The sequence below is a fragment of the Marinilactibacillus kalidii genome (assembly GCF_017599325.1).
GTDB classification, from domain to species: Bacteria; Bacillota; Bacilli; order Lactobacillales; family Carnobacteriaceae_A; genus Marinilactibacillus; species Marinilactibacillus kalidii.
Map to the genome: position 1 here is coordinate 1 of NZ_JAGFVM010000044.1, position 13,816 is coordinate 13,816.

Sequence of the window (13,816 nt, forward strand, 5' to 3'; positions counted from 1 at the left end):
TTTACTTTGTTCAGTTTTCAAAGATCTACTCTTTATAACTTGGTGTTTCGTTTGTTTACTGCTTTAGCAGCAACTAGTACATCATACCATGCTGTCGACTAAGTGTCAACAACCTTTTTGAAAAAGTTTTTTTCTTTTTCAATACCGGCGGCCGGAGTCGAACCGGCACGCCCTAACGGGCACTGGATTTTGAGTCCAGCGCGTCTACCAATTCCGCCACGCCGGCCTGTTAATATCGTTAATTTAAGACAAGGCGGTAACCGGATTTGAACCGGTGATGAAGGTTTTGCAGACCTCTGCCTTACCACTTGGCTATACCGCCATTTATTCATTTGGTATGAAACTGGGCTACCAGGATTCGAACCTGGGGAATGACGGGATCAAAACCCGCTGCCTTACCGCTTGGCTATAGCCCAAAAAACAAAGGGCGACTGATGGGGATCGAACCCACGAATGCCGAGACCACAACCCGGTGCGTTAACCACTTCGCCACAATCGCCATAATATTAAATTGAAACACAGGGGTAGTAGGAATCGAACCCACATTGATGGTTTTGGAGACCATAGTTCTACCGTTAAACTATACCCCTAGTAATGGAGGGAGTAGGATTCGAACCTACGAACCCGAAGGAGCGGATTTACAGTCCGCCGCGTTTAGCCACTTCGCTATCCCTCCAATGGCGCAGGACAGAGTCGAACTGCCGACACACGGAGCTTCAATCCGTTGCTCTACCAACTGAGCTACTGCGCCTTGGAAATGTTACTACGGTCCCGACGGGATTCGAACCCGCGATCTCCTGCGTGACAGGCAGGCGTGATAACCGCTACACTACGGGACCATATAGTTATTCTTTTTTCAATTGCGGGGACAGGACTCGAACCTGTGACCTCCGGGTTATGAGCCCGACGAGCTGCCAACTGCTCTACCCCGCGATCATTAATAAGGAGGATGTGGGATTCGAACCCACGCGCGTTTTTACACGCCTGACGGTTTTCAAGACCGTTCCCTTAAGCCGGACTTGGGTAATCCTCCAAAAATATATGATAGTAGTTTCCTACTAATGACCCCTACGGGATTCGAACCCGTGTTACCGCCGTGAAAGGGCGGTGTCTTAACCGCTTGACCAAGGGGCCGGTTAAGTATTAGGTGGAACAATGGGCCTAAGTGGACTCGAACCACCGACCTCACGCTTATCAGGCGTGCGCTCTAACCAGCTGAGCTATAGGCCCTAAACAAAAAGCGGGTGACGAGAATCGAACTCGCGACGACAGCTTGGAAGGCTGTGGTTTTACCACTAAACTACACCCGCATAATGCTAACGGTCCCGACGGGATTCGAACCCGCGATCTCCTGCGTGACAGGCAGGCGTGATAACCGCTACACTACGGGACCTCGCTATAATTGTTTAGATTGCGGGGACAGGACTCGAACCTGTGACCTCCGGGTTATGAGCCCGACGAGCTGCCAACTGCTCTACCCCGCGATAATAATAGAAAATCATAACTGAATACGATTGAATTAAATGAATGACCTTCTATAAAAAGATGATAGCGGCGGAGGGAGTCGAACCCACGACCTCACGGGTATGAACCGTACGCTCTAGCCAGCTGAGCTACACCGCCATGATTAGATGGCTATCTTTTTTAGAAAATCGGGAAGACAGGATTCGAACCTGCGACCCCTTGGTCCCAAACCAAGTGCTCTACCAAGCTGAGCTACTTCCCGTACTTTACTACTTTCCTTTCGGAAATGCACCCTAGAGGAGTCGAACCTCTAACCGCCTGATTCGTAGTCAGGTACTCTATCCAATTGAGCTAAGGGTGCGAATGTTTCAAATGCCGAGGGCCGGAATCGAACCGGCACGGTGAAAACTCACCGCAGGATTTTAAGTCCTGTGCGTCTACCAGTTCCGCCACCCCGGCAAAGGCCATTAAGACTAAGTAAATATGCATTCGCTTTATCTATAACCAAGCGAAAGACGGGATTCGAACCCGCGACCCCCACCTTGGCAAGGTGATGTTCTACCACTGAACTACTTTCGCAAAATGCCGGCTAAAGGATTTGAACCCTCGACCTACTGATTACAAATCAGTTGCTCTACCAACTGAGCTAAGCCGGCTTTAATTTTCAAAAATGAACTATGCGGATGGAGGGACTTGAACCCCCACGCCGTGAAGCGCTAGATCCTAAATCTAGTGCGTCTGCCAATTCCGCCACATCCGCGTTAAGTCATTTATATTTGTATATCGCTATACAATGAGCCATGCTGGGCTCGAACCAGCGACCCTCTGATTAAAAGTCAGATGCTCTACCAACTGAGCTAATGGCTCTGTAAAACATGGAGGTTAACGGGCTCGAACCGCTGACCCTCTGCTTGTAAGGCAGATGCTCTCCCAACTGAGCTAAACCTCCTGAGATATACGATTACTGCATAACGACGTCCTGCTTTCACAAGGAGAAACCCCTCACTATCCTCGGCGCTGAGAAGCTTAACTTCTGTGTTCGAAATGGAAACAGGTGGATCCTTCTCGCCATAACCGCTATACAGTTTTCGTATTGTTGCTAAAAGAGATAATCAATTAGCAGCAACTTTTATATAATACAATGAGAATACAATTTTGTCAATAACTTTACTGAATTTTTTTAAAAAAAGAAAATGCCGGGATACTTTCTCCCGACATCTCATCTTTATTATTCCTTGCCACAAAGCTTATTCTCCGGACCAGTTCTGCTCGATAAAATCGACTCTTCCTGAACCTTTACTGTATCGCTTGTAGTGCGCATTTTCTTTTTTATAGAAATCTTGATGATAATCTTCCGCTTCATAAAATGGATGCGCCTGCTCAATCGTCGTTACAACTGGTCGATCAAAGCGTCCACTTTCATTCAAAGCTTGTTTAGAAGCTTCTGCTACTTCTTTTTGTTGATCGGTATTATAGAAGATAACCGGTCTATACGAATCTCCGCGGTCAGCGAACTGTCCACCAGCGTCCGTTGGGTCAGTTTGCTGCCAATAAATTTCTACTAATTCTTCATAGGAAATTTTCGAAGGATCATACACGATTTCTACAGCTTCAGTATGGCCTGTTGTTCCAGACGTCACCTGTCTATATGTTGGATTCTCAACTGTCCCACCAGTATAACCAGATGTCACTTTTTCTATCCCTGGCAATGAGTCAAAAGGTTTGACCATACACCAGAAGCATCCGCCTGCAAAAATTGCCGTTTCAAATTTTTTATCCGTCATGGTTCCCCTCCTAATTGGTTGTGTAAAACCTATTATAACATCAATACCTCGTTCTACTTAATCGAAACAACTTATCGAACAGCATTATTTGATTTCAGTGATGCCACCCATATAAGGAACCAATACTTCTGGAACTTTCACCGTTCCATCTTCTTGCTGATAGTTTTCTAAAATCGCTGCGACGGTTCTGCCGATTGCTAAACCAGATCCATTTAATGTATGAACAAAATCGATTTTGTTATCCGCTTCTCTTCTATAACGAATTTTAGCTCTTCTAGCTTGGAAAGCTTCTGTGTTAGAACAAGAACTAATCTCTCTATACGTATCCTGCGCAGGAATCCATACTTCAAGGTCATATGTTTTCGCCGCTGCAAATCCTGTATCTCCTGTTGATAATAAAACAACTCTATATGGAAGATTCAGTTTCTGTAAAATAGCTTCAGCATTTGCTGTCATTTTTTCCAGTTCATCATAAGACTCTTCCGGTTTAGCAAATTTGACCATTTCTACCTTGTTAAACTGGTGTAAACGAATCAACCCTCTAGTATCACGTCCTGCACTCCCTGCTTCAGAACGGAATGATGGAGATAATGCCGTGAAGTATTTAGGCAGATCTTTTTCTTCCAATATTTCATCTCGGTAATAGTTCGTCAACGGGACTTCAGCCGTCGGAATGAGTGTTAAATCTGTATCTTGAATCTGGAATACATCTTCTTTAAATTTGGGAAACTGTCCTGTTCCATATAAAGAATCTGCATTAACTAAATAAGGCGGAATCATTTCATGGTACCCGTGTTCTTCTGTATGAATATCCAACATGAAATTGTAAAGTGCTCTTTCTAGCCTCGCACCTAATCCTTTGTAGTAAAGGAACCGACTTTTCGCAACTTTAGCGCCTCTTTCAAAGTCTAAGATATCTAAATCTGTTCCTATTTCCCAATGGGGTTTCATTTCAAAAGCTGGTTGCTCTTCAACATTTCCCCATCGACGAACTTCTAGATTGGCTTCTTCATCTGCACCGATCGGTAAAGACTCATGTGGTAGATTTGGTAAACCAGCTGCAATATCATGAAATTGATCTTCAATTTCTTCCAATTCTTTATCGATTTGTTTAATCGCTGTTCCGACTTTTTGCATTGAAGCAATGGCTTCATCAGCGTTCTCTTTGTTTCTTTTCTTCGTGGCGATTTCATCAGATACCTCATTACGAGTCTTTTTCAAGCGTTCAGATTCTTGAATATGCTCTCTTCTTTTTTCATCCAATTCTTTCAATTGAATCAACTCTTGAGGGTTTACACCTTTTGTTTCAAGCTTTTGTTTAACTACTTCAAATTGGTTACGAATTAATTTGATATCTAACATTTACTTTCCTCTTTTCTATTATTTAGTGATGAAGGGTCAAAAAAAGCAGTCTTCACCCCTTCAATTACGAAGGGACGAAAGACTGCTTTTCGCGGTGCCACCCTGATTCAGAGAAAATACCTCTGCTCTCTATGAGTGTTAACGGGCTCTACCGAAATAACTTAAACAGAAAGAAGTTCTGCAATCGTTATTTACTCATATGATGGATTCAGATTGCGAAGGATCAGTTCTCACCAACCACTGACTCTCTTGACCTTCGTTCCTCTTACTAGTTCATACTTTAACGTTCGTCTATAATATGGATTTATTTTACTTCACTTACTACATTAAATCAATACGTTTCTCTATAAGTTTAGAAGCGATTCATCAGTCCACTAAAGAACTCACTTATCCATGTGCCAGCAACAGAGAAGAATCCAGCTCGTTCTACAGCTTTTGACGTTACGACTGGGATCGTCTGGTGATCACTACCATCTAAGAACCCTAAATCATCACCTTCGTAAGATAGCGTCAGCGTACCAACACTTTGTCCTTTTTCGACTGGTGCTTCTAAGGTACTGTCCTGTCCAATTACTTCTTCATCTGGAACAAAGGTCCATTCAACATCATCTTCAGACACACCTTCCGGAAGTATATAATCCGCTGATGCTGCTGTCATCATATCTACTTGATCCACTTCTCCATTACGAACCGTTAGCGGCTCAACGTCTTCAAGCACCGTATTTTCTTCCATGATCGTCGTAGCAGTCCACTTATCGAATCCATAGTCCATCAATTTCTCGGTTTCGTCAAATCGTTGTGCACGATTTTCCACACCATCTCCAGCACCCATAACGACTGTAATGATTCTACGACCATCTTGTTCTGCTGTCCCCGTAAAAGTTGCACCTGCAAAAGGCGTTGTGCCTGTTTTCAAACCGTCTACGTTCGGACGTTCATGAATCAGTCCTTTTAACATCCAATTCCAATTACTCATTTGAATCGCATCTGACGTACCTTCTCTAAATACCATACTTGGTATACTTGATGTGTTCAATACTTCTGGATAGTCTTTCAATAAATGAGAGGCTACAGTCGCAATCCCTCTAGCTGACATAATATTTTCATTTTCAGCTGTACTTCCAGGGTAGATATTTTCTTCTAAATAGCTATTACTCAATCCCGTAGCATTATATAACTCAAACTCTGTAACGCCCCATGACTCTATAAGTTCACGCATACGGTCGACTAGCTCAGGTTCCGAGCCTGCAAGCTGTTCTGCAATGGCAATCGTTGCTCCATTAGCAGAGTATATGGCCATTGCTTGGTATAATTCTTCTATTGTATAGTTTTCACCTTGTCTCAACGGAACATTGGATAATTCATAGTTTTGACTTATACGGTGAGCGTACTCACTAATGGTTGTTTCAGTATCCCAATTGACATTCCCTGCTTCTATCTCTTGGAATAATATGTATTCCACAAGCATCTTTGTCATTGATGCAATACCTCTTTGACCATCGGCATTTTGATTTAGCAACACTTGATTCGTATCAAAATCGACCACTAAGGCAGCTTCTGCATTGATTCCCGGTGCTTGCGGCGCAGCATGCACTACTTGGTTTGCACTTGAAAGAACTGGCATTAATAGACTTGCTGTTAATCCTGAAAGGACGATTTTTTCTACTGACTGTTTCATTGATTTCATAAGCTAATACGTTCTCCTAAATGATGCCCTAAGCATCTGTTTATTTTATATGGTTGAAAATATTCTGGTGGGCTTATTATGCTAATTGTTCTCAATTTTTCAACCTTCTTTATGGTACTCTGTCGCTTTATAAAAAACAACTATTTTTCTATTGCTTCATAAAAAAGACAATCTATTTTTCAACTTTTTTCATGAAACAAACATATCCTTATAAGAATATGTTTATTAGCGATTTTATTTATTTGTCTCTAATTAATGACTGACCTGTTGCTTCAAGGGTAATTGAATATCAAAGCTTGTCCATTTTTTATTGGACTGTGCCGTGATCGTTCCTCCGTGAAGTTCTATAATGCTCTGTGCAATCGCTAATCCCAAACCTGTTCCTGCAGTTTCTTGAGATCTTGATGTTTCAGCACGATAAAATCGTTCAAAAATCTGATTAACGGCTTCTTTCGGCAGCGGTTCGCCGTCATTTTTTACCGATATCGACGCTTTTTCACCATGCTCATTGACTTCAACTTCAATCATGCTGCCACCTTTCCCGTATTTCAAAGCATTGGAAATAAGGTTATTAAAGACTCTGACTAGCTTTTCTGTATCAGCCGTCATCATTAGTCGTTCAACGTTAGATTTGACGATCACTTCCATGTTGTGACTTTTCGCCTCTAATTCGAAATCAATGGCCAGTTGTTCGACAAGTTGCACCATATCAAAGGTAACGAGTTGTAGTGGTGTCGTTGTTTGTCTTACTTTTGTGTATTCAAACAAATCATCAACGAGTACTTTCATTTGCTTTGCTTTTTTATACGCCGTATGTACGTATTTTTGCATATCTTCCGTTGAGTCGAACCTTCCTTCTTCTATTAACCCTAAGTAGCCAATAATAGAAGTTAAGGGTGTTCGAATATCATGACTGACATTTGTGATCAATTCATCTTTCGATTGCTCGATTCTACGCTCTTCTTCCATTGCTTCTACCGTTGAATCTACTAGCACATGGATACTCTCTACAACTTTCCCGATTCCCCCGCTGTAATTGCCTCGGATTTTGTGCGTATAATTCCCTTGTGCAATATAGTGTAGTTCATCGATGATATGTCGCAGTTCATATTGTTTATACCTTCTTTTCAGTCTCCAATAAATAGCGCCTAAAGCTACAAGAATCAATAAGAAAAAGACAAAAGGTGTCAATCCCCAGAATCCCTGTGGCTGATCCTGCATGTAGACTTCTTCCACTAACCAGAGATCTTCAAAAATATTCGGAAAAGCTTCTATAAACCAACCGAGTATTTCATAAGCAGCCAAGTAGCAAAGGAGAATGATGCCTGCAGTGATGAACGCCTCAATCAGCAATCGAAGTCGTTCTCTCATTGTTAGTTTCATTGATTTACTCCGTTCATTTATCTATTCATCTTTAGATTTCTGTTACTCGAAACTTTGTTTTTCTTCAATTTTGTACCCTACGCCCCATACTGTCTTAACGACATTCTCGCCGCCTGTTGCTTTTTCAATTTTATCTCTCAGATGGCTCACATGGACCATCACCGTTTTAGCTGGCACAAGACTTTCTTGCTTCCAAACGCGTTCAAAGATTTCATCTGCGCTGAATACGCGGTTCGGATTACTCGCTAGTAAGAAAAGAATTCCAAACTCTAATGCCGTCAACTGAATCAATGTGCCATCTACTGTTTCAACTTGATGTTGATCTTTGCGAATGATAAGCGGTCCGATTTCTAGTTCCCCAGCTTCTGCTTCTCGGTTCGTATAGGCACTTCTTCTCATTAAAGACTTGATTCTTGCAACAACTTCTAAAGGATTGAATGGTTTGACGACATAATCATCTGCTCCGTTTGCAAGTCCTCTAATTTTATCGACATCTGCTGTCTTTGCACTCAACATCAATATGGGTAACTGGGACGTTTCTCTAATTTCCTTCACGACTTCTAACCCTGTTTTTTTCGGCATCATGACATCTAACACGACACAATCGATTTCTTGATCATATAGTTTTTCAAGTGTTTCCTGTCCATCATGCGCTTTTTCAACTTCAAATCCTTCATTCTTCACATAAATTTCCAGTAAGTCACAAATTTCCTTATCATCATCAGCAATTAATACTCTCATCTTTCTGCCCCCTTCAGTTTCATTCTTTTACATTTTATCATGGAACCCTAGGATAGTTCGTAAACTTTTCCTTAAATTGATAGAAAAAAAGCACCTTTCTTTAAAGAAAAGTGCTTTATCCTTTATGAATTTAGGAGATTAAATACTGTTTTCTGCACGAGTACAGGCGCAATATTAAAGCTGTAGTTTTTTTCTAGTCGTTCTGTAAACTTATGAGAATCTTTCCCAAAAGGACCAATGTCTACTACTGGTAGCTGCAATTGCTGCATTTCTTCAAGCGGTAGAGAGTATTTCACACCAAATCCTGGCATGTTAAGTTTTAATGCATCCACTGCATTTGCTTCTCTAGGCGCCGCCGCATAACTTAAGTCTGATATATATGGGAAGAACTTTTTATAGACCAATTGATAATCTGTTTCTGTTGTATCCACAGCTTTCTTCACGGCTTCAAGTAATGCATTTTCTTGTTTCGTCTTCCCTTCCACATAAATATGCGGATAGTAAGGCGGTGTAAAATAAATCAGTATGACCGGTTCTTGGTTCGTCCACATTGTCTGCAGCCATTCGACTTCTTTTAATGCGTAATCCCGGTCATCGATCGTTTCGTCAATAAGCCATTTTTGACGAGCTTTTTCAAATTGCTCATCCAATTCCGGGCCTCTTTCGTCACGAACAACTCTATATAATTCACTATACGTCATCACTTTCGTTTTAAACGGCAAAGGCTCAAACGTGCGTTTCGACAACTTGCTATACTTTTCATATTGCGTATTTACGTCCTCCAACACTGCATCAAATGCTGCCGTAGCTACGTCACGCATTGTTTCCAGTACCATATCCGGTGTCGAATAATGGGTTGCGAAGTTGTAAAAGGCATGTGCTGTTTTGGCTGTTTGTACAGAGTATTCCGGTTTTAAATCTTGTTGCTTCAAGCTCATTGGTGGAAGCGTGACTTCCCCTTCGACGATATCACATAAATCAGTATTCAAATTGATTCGTTTCGTTAGTTCTGCTACAAGTTGATTCGGATCAAGTCCTTTGAAGGCCTCTCCTACATGCGTCTCTTTCCCTACAACGTAAAATGAAGGCATGAGTTTACCCACCGTACCTACATACACGTATTTATTCTCGTCTCCCGGGAACTCAGAAGTCATGTAATCAGTATTGATTAGCGCTGTGTACTCAAAAGCATTTTCTTCTCTTAATCTAACTAGTTCCGGCACACATGAGCGCATCCCAACTGAATTTGCTTCTTCATCACATACGGCACAATAAATAATCGTTCCGGAGAAATTTTCCAAATCTTTTTCAATTTCCTCCATCAACGTCATGATAATGGCATTACCAGCTTTCATGTCAAAAATACCACGACCGAACAAATAATCTCCAGAATCCAAATCGATTTGGACTTCTTCTGGAAGCTGATCTTTTCGTTCACGCAGTTTCTCCGTAATCTCATATGGTAGATGCGCAAAATCTTTTAAATCACCGAAATCCGAAATCCCCACCGTATCAGTGTGACCAATTAAAATGACTGCTTTATTATTTTGAGGTTCCTTTTTTCCTCGCAAGATAGAGATTACACTTTTTCTATTCCACGGATCGTTTGGCGCAGGTATCGTCATCAAGTCTTCCGGGTGTTCTTTAAAATAATCTAGCTCTTGAAAAAAATGCGAAACTTTCTCTGTGACGAGTTGTTCTTCTATCGTTTCCGTTACACTTCTTTGTCTTGTCAACATGACAGTGATTTCTTCAATTCGTTCGGGTTTCATTGTTATATTCATGATTTTTTCCTCCACATCAGCGTCTTTTCAAACTTAGTATAGATTGACCTTCATAATAAAGCAATACTATCGGCCTTCATGAAAAAAGCACACGTACTATACGTGTGCCTTTCACTACACTTTATATAAAATCGTATCTAAATCAAAATGATAAATATAGCCATCGAAAGCGACAGATTGTTTTTCGAGCACCTGTTCTCGGAAATCTTCTTGCGTGACCCGTAACAAGGCTACTTCTTCGCGCTCTCCTGACATTGTTTCCGTAGATAACCTGACCGCTTCACTTGATGAATACTCAAAAACATAGAGTAAGGCGGGTTCTGATAAGTGTTTAGGTTTCTTAAATCCAAGTGTCAAAATGGATTTAGCTAGTGCTTTACCGCTAAAGGCTGGCGTTCGGTAAGCTTCTACAGATTGAACAATTTTTTCGTTTTCTTTCATTGTTGGACTCCTTCTATCTACGTTTCTTCATTATATAGCTTTTTTGTATCGATTAAAGCACGTTTAATGTGAATCATGTGGTGTACTTTCAAGAAAAAGAAGATAGTCTAGCAATAGCGCGTTTCTTTCTTTCAAGTCTTTCTGGCTGATTCCTCTTGCTTTTTTAAACGTCTCTTCTAGTAAAGGACTGTTTGTCTCTATATAACCAGTGTTCTGATCCAGGAAACAACACACAGCACATCCACTTTGATAATCTTTATGGATTGGACTTGGATGGACATGTGCAAAGTACGCTTCACTTTTACTATTTTTAATAATGTGATAGAAATGAAAATCGCGTTGTTCGAGTAAGGTTTCTTCTGAGGAATAAAACCTTCTACTAAGCAGTTCTCTCTGATTCATTGCCATATAAGCATCTGGTAACACCTCAATTGATCGCTCTGAGATATCCACTATTTCCTTGAGTTCCGCTACAGCATCTAGTGGTTCATCTTTTATAACCATCTTTGGTTCAACACGTGCGATCGTGCGATTCAATTCGTCTGATTCGACTATTTCATCGTTTGGATCAATAGTCATACCGTCTCCGAGATAAATGTGATTGATTGTATCAGGGTTTCTATGGAGCATAAAGTGATCCGGGACTTTGTCGACACCTCCGGAAACGAAAGGATTACAGCGAATGATTCTTGCAATCGACATTGCACTACCTTTGAACGCACCATGCATTTCAATCGCCTGAACAGCATAGTTTGAACAGGTCGGGTAATATCGACAAGTTGCTGGAAATAATGGAGAAATCAATTTCTGATAAGCTTTTACAAACCCTAGTACAAGTAACTTCAAGGCCATTCCCCTCTCCCTTTAAAACTGGTCTTATTATACCAAAACGAATAAAAAAGAGAAGAGTCATCTAGACTCTTCTCATAGTTAATAGATTATTCGGCTTCAAAAATATTATCTACTGTTCTCGTTACATATCGAGCACCTTTTACTTTGTTGAATAATTTAACACCCTTTTTTTCAAAAAGATGTTGTTTAGCAATCGTTTCCATAGCCTCACTAACTGATGCGGCACTTAAGTTCATAACAGGTTGGTTAATTCCGATTGTTTGATTTTTTCCTTCTCCTGTTTCAAACTGCAACTCTAATTTCGTTGTCATCCTACATACCTCCTAATAAATTTTCCACAATAGTATTGGTTGTTTTTATTCACTCATTAAACAGTATAACTATACTGCTCAACGACGATTCCTTGGGTTGTCGGTAACGCACTAACACTATCGATTGCGCCGATAAACGCTGCTATCTGTTCAACAGTTGGTGCTTCTACGACGCCGTTAAAACGTTGACGAACAGAACGGTCATTTTCACTATCGTTCAAGTAAACATCCACTTTACTATCTACCCATTTCTTTTGCATATTGATTTCCTCCTCCAATTGTTTTCTAGCATTTTGTCCATTGTAAGTTGTGATCACTGCTTACACTCTTAATAACGAAACCTACTCAAAATGTGTTACCCCAATAACAAAAAAAGTATCTATACTAGTGAATAGATACTTTCATCATTATTTTTGGATACACGCTTCATAACAGTCGCACGTCGTCAAGTGGTCATTGACCATGCCTACTGCTTGCATGTAGGCGTAGCAAATTGTCGGACCAACAAACTTGAAGCCATCTTTCTTCAGCTGTTTACTCATTTGCGTACTGATTTCAGTAGTAGCTGGTACTTCACCAGGTTTGTCCCAGTGATTGACCACTTGCTGATGATCTACGAACTGCCAAATATAATCAGAAAATGACTGTCCAGATTCAAGGATCTTCAAGTAGGCCCGTGCATTGGTTAGAACACTTCTGATTTTGAGTTGATTTCGAATAATCTCTTCATTCTGCATAAGCGCTTGGACCGTATCTTCATCAAATTGTACAATCTTTGCTGGATCAAAGTCGGCAAAAGCTCTACGATATCCTTCTCTTCTTTGCAGAATCGTCCACCAACTCAGACCTGCTTGCGCACCTTCAAGGCACAACATCTCAAACAAACGCTGATCGTCGTATAAAGGTTTGCCCCATTCTAGATCATGATAATCAATATATAATGGTTCTTCTGTAACCCACGCGCAACGCTTCATCATAACATCTCCTTCTCGTTATTTCAGTGACAGTGCCCATGTTTCGGATACTAGATCCTCGCCAAATTCTTTATTGGTTTCTTCTTCAATTATTTCAAATCCCGCCTGCTTATAAACATGTCGGGCTGACGTTAGCATCTGCATCGTCCAAAGTAAAATCTTTTCATAGCCCGCTTTTTGTGAAAACTGAATCACTTCATCTACTAAATATTTAGCTAGACCAAGCCCTCTTGCTTCTGGTTCTACGAACAACAACCGTAATTTCGCTGAACCTTCACCAGCATCTACCACAAAGACACATCCCAACATCTTCCCCTCTCGCTCCGCAATAAAGCAACGCTCTTTAGCAGGATTATACTGCTTTAAAAATTGAGCAGCAATTTCTCCAACTACACCTTCGAAAGCTTCTCCCCAACCATAATCTTGGGCTACCGTCATCGCATGACGATAAGTAATCCACCCCATATCACCTAGCTCATGTGTGCGTATCGTAAACAATTGTTCTGACATGACTTCTCCCTCTTCCATACTTTGTGGTTCTATTTTTCATTACTCTTCATAAAAAGTCAACTTCTCTCCATCAAAGACTCAAGAAGGTCGTTGAACCACCAAAATGTTTCACAAAAATATAACTAATAAATGACTGAATTCTGAAATAGTTTATCAGAAAACATTTATTTTTTTATCATTTTTTCTGCAATAATCTTAACAATTCAAATTAGGATTGTATTCTCATACAGATACGATAAAATGCTTTTCAGTATCCTTTCATCTCTAGTCATTATTGCAAAAAACCTTTAAATAAAGCTTTTAACACTTGTTATTTAAATAGTTCAAAATCTCGAATTCGTATAATTTGCTCGATTCTTATTGCGTGATTTCATCAAAAGCTTAGGTTACAATGATATTACATTCGCAACACATTAAAACGAATTCTAATCATATTATTAGAAAGCTTTGGTTTCAGTATAGTGAAACGTTAACATTTACAAGAGCGTCTATGAAACAGCTTAGATTGTTTTACACGCTCGCT

The 13,816-nt window shown here is 40.6% G+C and carries 11 protein-coding genes, 24 tRNA genes, 1 rRNA gene, 1 pseudogene and 1 other annotated feature; all 37 genes and pseudogenes read right to left on the minus strand.

The window, feature by feature from the left end; genetic code table 11:
• Positions 1-142: 142 nt before the first annotated feature.
• The 37 genes and pseudogenes from J5J05_RS10630 to J5J05_RS10810 all read right to left on the minus strand — a co-directional run bounded on the left by J5J05_RS10630 (position 143) and on the right by J5J05_RS10810 (position 13,293).
• Positions 143-226: transfer RNA gene (locus J5J05_RS10630), tRNA-Leu, on the minus strand.
• A gap of 25 nt (positions 227-251) precedes the next feature.
• Positions 252-322 (minus strand) — tRNA-Cys (locus tag J5J05_RS10635).
• Between the two features lie 21 nt (positions 323-343).
• A tRNA-Gln gene (locus J5J05_RS10640) sits at positions 344-416 on the minus strand.
• Positions 417-426: 10 nt separating this feature from the next.
• A tRNA-His gene (locus tag J5J05_RS10645) sits at positions 427-499 on the minus strand.
• 20 nt (positions 500-519) lie between these two features.
• Positions 520-590, minus strand: a tRNA-Trp gene (locus J5J05_RS10650).
• A gap of 5 nt (positions 591-595) precedes the next feature.
• A tRNA-Tyr gene (locus tag J5J05_RS10655) sits at positions 596-676 on the minus strand.
• 2 nt (positions 677-678) lie between these two features.
• Positions 679-751: transfer RNA gene (locus J5J05_RS10660), tRNA-Phe, on the minus strand.
• A gap of 15 nt (positions 752-766) precedes the next feature.
• Positions 767-839: transfer RNA gene (locus J5J05_RS10665), tRNA-Asp, on the minus strand.
• Between the two features lie 21 nt (positions 840-860).
• Positions 861-933 (minus strand) — tRNA-Met (locus J5J05_RS10670).
• Positions 934-943: 10 nt separating this feature from the next.
• A tRNA-Ser gene (locus J5J05_RS10675) sits at positions 944-1,033 on the minus strand.
• 29 nt (positions 1,034-1,062) lie between these two features.
• Positions 1,063-1,134, minus strand: a tRNA-Glu gene (locus tag J5J05_RS10680).
• Between the two features lie 22 nt (positions 1,135-1,156).
• A tRNA-Ile gene (locus tag J5J05_RS10685) sits at positions 1,157-1,230 on the minus strand.
• 9 nt (positions 1,231-1,239) lie between these two features.
• Positions 1,240-1,310 (minus strand) — tRNA-Gly (locus J5J05_RS10690).
• A 10-nt stretch (positions 1,311-1,320) separates the two neighbouring features.
• Positions 1,321-1,393 (minus strand) — tRNA-Asp (locus J5J05_RS10695).
• An 18-nt stretch (positions 1,394-1,411) separates the two neighbouring features.
• Positions 1,412-1,484: transfer RNA gene (locus J5J05_RS10700), tRNA-Met, on the minus strand.
• 65 nt (positions 1,485-1,549) lie between these two features.
• A tRNA-Met gene (locus J5J05_RS10705) sits at positions 1,550-1,623 on the minus strand.
• Between the two features lie 29 nt (positions 1,624-1,652).
• Positions 1,653-1,726 (minus strand) — tRNA-Pro (locus J5J05_RS10710).
• Between the two features lie 25 nt (positions 1,727-1,751).
• A tRNA-Arg gene (locus J5J05_RS10715) sits at positions 1,752-1,825 on the minus strand.
• A 12-nt stretch (positions 1,826-1,837) separates the two neighbouring features.
• Positions 1,838-1,923 (minus strand) — tRNA-Leu (locus J5J05_RS10720).
• Between the two features lie 48 nt (positions 1,924-1,971).
• Positions 1,972-2,043 (minus strand) — tRNA-Gly (locus J5J05_RS10725).
• A gap of 4 nt (positions 2,044-2,047) precedes the next feature.
• Positions 2,048-2,120 (minus strand) — tRNA-Thr (locus tag J5J05_RS10730).
• Positions 2,121-2,142: 22 nt separating this feature from the next.
• Positions 2,143-2,224: transfer RNA gene (locus tag J5J05_RS10735), tRNA-Leu, on the minus strand.
• 34 nt (positions 2,225-2,258) lie between these two features.
• Positions 2,259-2,331, minus strand: a tRNA-Lys gene (locus tag J5J05_RS10740).
• Positions 2,332-2,340: 9 nt separating this feature from the next.
• Positions 2,341-2,413 (minus strand) — tRNA-Val (locus J5J05_RS10745).
• A gap of 17 nt (positions 2,414-2,430) precedes the next feature.
• Positions 2,431-2,546: ribosomal RNA gene (gene rrf / locus J5J05_RS10750) — 5S ribosomal RNA — on the minus strand.
• A gap of 165 nt (positions 2,547-2,711) precedes the next feature.
• Positions 2,712-3,248, minus strand: a complete 537-nt coding sequence (gene msrA, locus J5J05_RS10755) for a peptide-methionine (S)-S-oxide reductase MsrA (protein WP_208560669.1) — start codon at positions 3,246-3,248, stop codon at positions 2,712-2,714.
• An 84-nt stretch (positions 3,249-3,332) separates the two neighbouring features.
• Complete coding sequence (gene serS / locus J5J05_RS10760) at positions 3,333-4,610, minus strand: serine--tRNA ligase (RefSeq protein ID WP_208560670.1); 1,278 nt, start codon at positions 4,608-4,610, stop codon at positions 3,333-3,335.
• A 67-nt stretch (positions 4,611-4,677) separates the two neighbouring features.
• Positions 4,678-4,903 (minus strand) — a binding site (T-box leader).
• A 59-nt stretch (positions 4,904-4,962) separates the two neighbouring features.
• Complete coding sequence (locus J5J05_RS10765; protein WP_244244722.1) at positions 4,963-6,297, minus strand: serine hydrolase; 1,335 nt, start codon at positions 6,295-6,297, stop codon at positions 4,963-4,965.
• Positions 6,298-6,549: 252 nt separating this feature from the next.
• Complete coding sequence (locus J5J05_RS10770; RefSeq protein ID WP_208560671.1) at positions 6,550-7,680, minus strand: sensor histidine kinase; 1,131 nt, start codon at positions 7,678-7,680, stop codon at positions 6,550-6,552.
• 42 nt (positions 7,681-7,722) lie between these two features.
• The gene (locus J5J05_RS10775; RefSeq protein ID WP_208560672.1) at positions 7,723-8,421 is read right to left on the minus strand and encodes a response regulator transcription factor; all 699 of its coding nucleotides are present in this window, start codon (positions 8,419-8,421) and stop codon (positions 7,723-7,725) included.
• A 122-nt stretch (positions 8,422-8,543) separates the two neighbouring features.
• The gene (locus tag J5J05_RS10780; protein ID WP_208560673.1) at positions 8,544-10,205 is read right to left on the minus strand and encodes a M20/M25/M40 family metallo-hydrolase; all 1,662 of its coding nucleotides are present in this window, start codon (positions 10,203-10,205) and stop codon (positions 8,544-8,546) included.
• 114 nt (positions 10,206-10,319) lie between these two features.
• Positions 10,320-10,646: a hypothetical protein gene (locus tag J5J05_RS10785; RefSeq protein ID WP_208560674.1), complete on the minus strand. Its 327-nt coding sequence runs from the start codon at positions 10,644-10,646 to the stop codon at positions 10,320-10,322.
• A gap of 615 nt (positions 10,647-11,261) precedes the next feature.
• Positions 11,262-11,498, minus strand: a pseudogene (gene yidD, locus J5J05_RS12815) (membrane protein insertion efficiency factor YidD); the annotation flags it as partial.
• 86 nt (positions 11,499-11,584) lie between these two features.
• Positions 11,585-11,809, minus strand: coding sequence for a DUF2922 domain-containing protein (locus J5J05_RS10795; protein ID WP_208560675.1), 225 nt, complete (start codon positions 11,807-11,809; stop codon positions 11,585-11,587).
• 56 nt (positions 11,810-11,865) lie between these two features.
• Positions 11,866-12,069 carry a DUF1659 domain-containing protein gene (locus J5J05_RS10800; RefSeq protein ID WP_208560676.1) on the minus strand — a complete coding sequence of 68 codons (204 nt, stop codon included), beginning with the start codon at positions 12,067-12,069 and terminating at the stop codon, positions 11,866-11,868.
• A 147-nt stretch (positions 12,070-12,216) separates the two neighbouring features.
• Positions 12,217-12,786, minus strand: coding sequence for a DNA-3-methyladenine glycosylase I (locus J5J05_RS10805; protein WP_341868522.1), 570 nt, complete (start codon positions 12,784-12,786; stop codon positions 12,217-12,219).
• 15 nt (positions 12,787-12,801) lie between these two features.
• On the minus strand, positions 12,802-13,293 hold the full coding sequence (locus tag J5J05_RS10810) for a GNAT family N-acetyltransferase (RefSeq protein WP_208560677.1): 492 nt from the start codon (positions 13,291-13,293) through the stop codon (positions 12,802-12,804).
• Between the last annotated feature and the right edge of the window lie 523 nt (positions 13,294-13,816).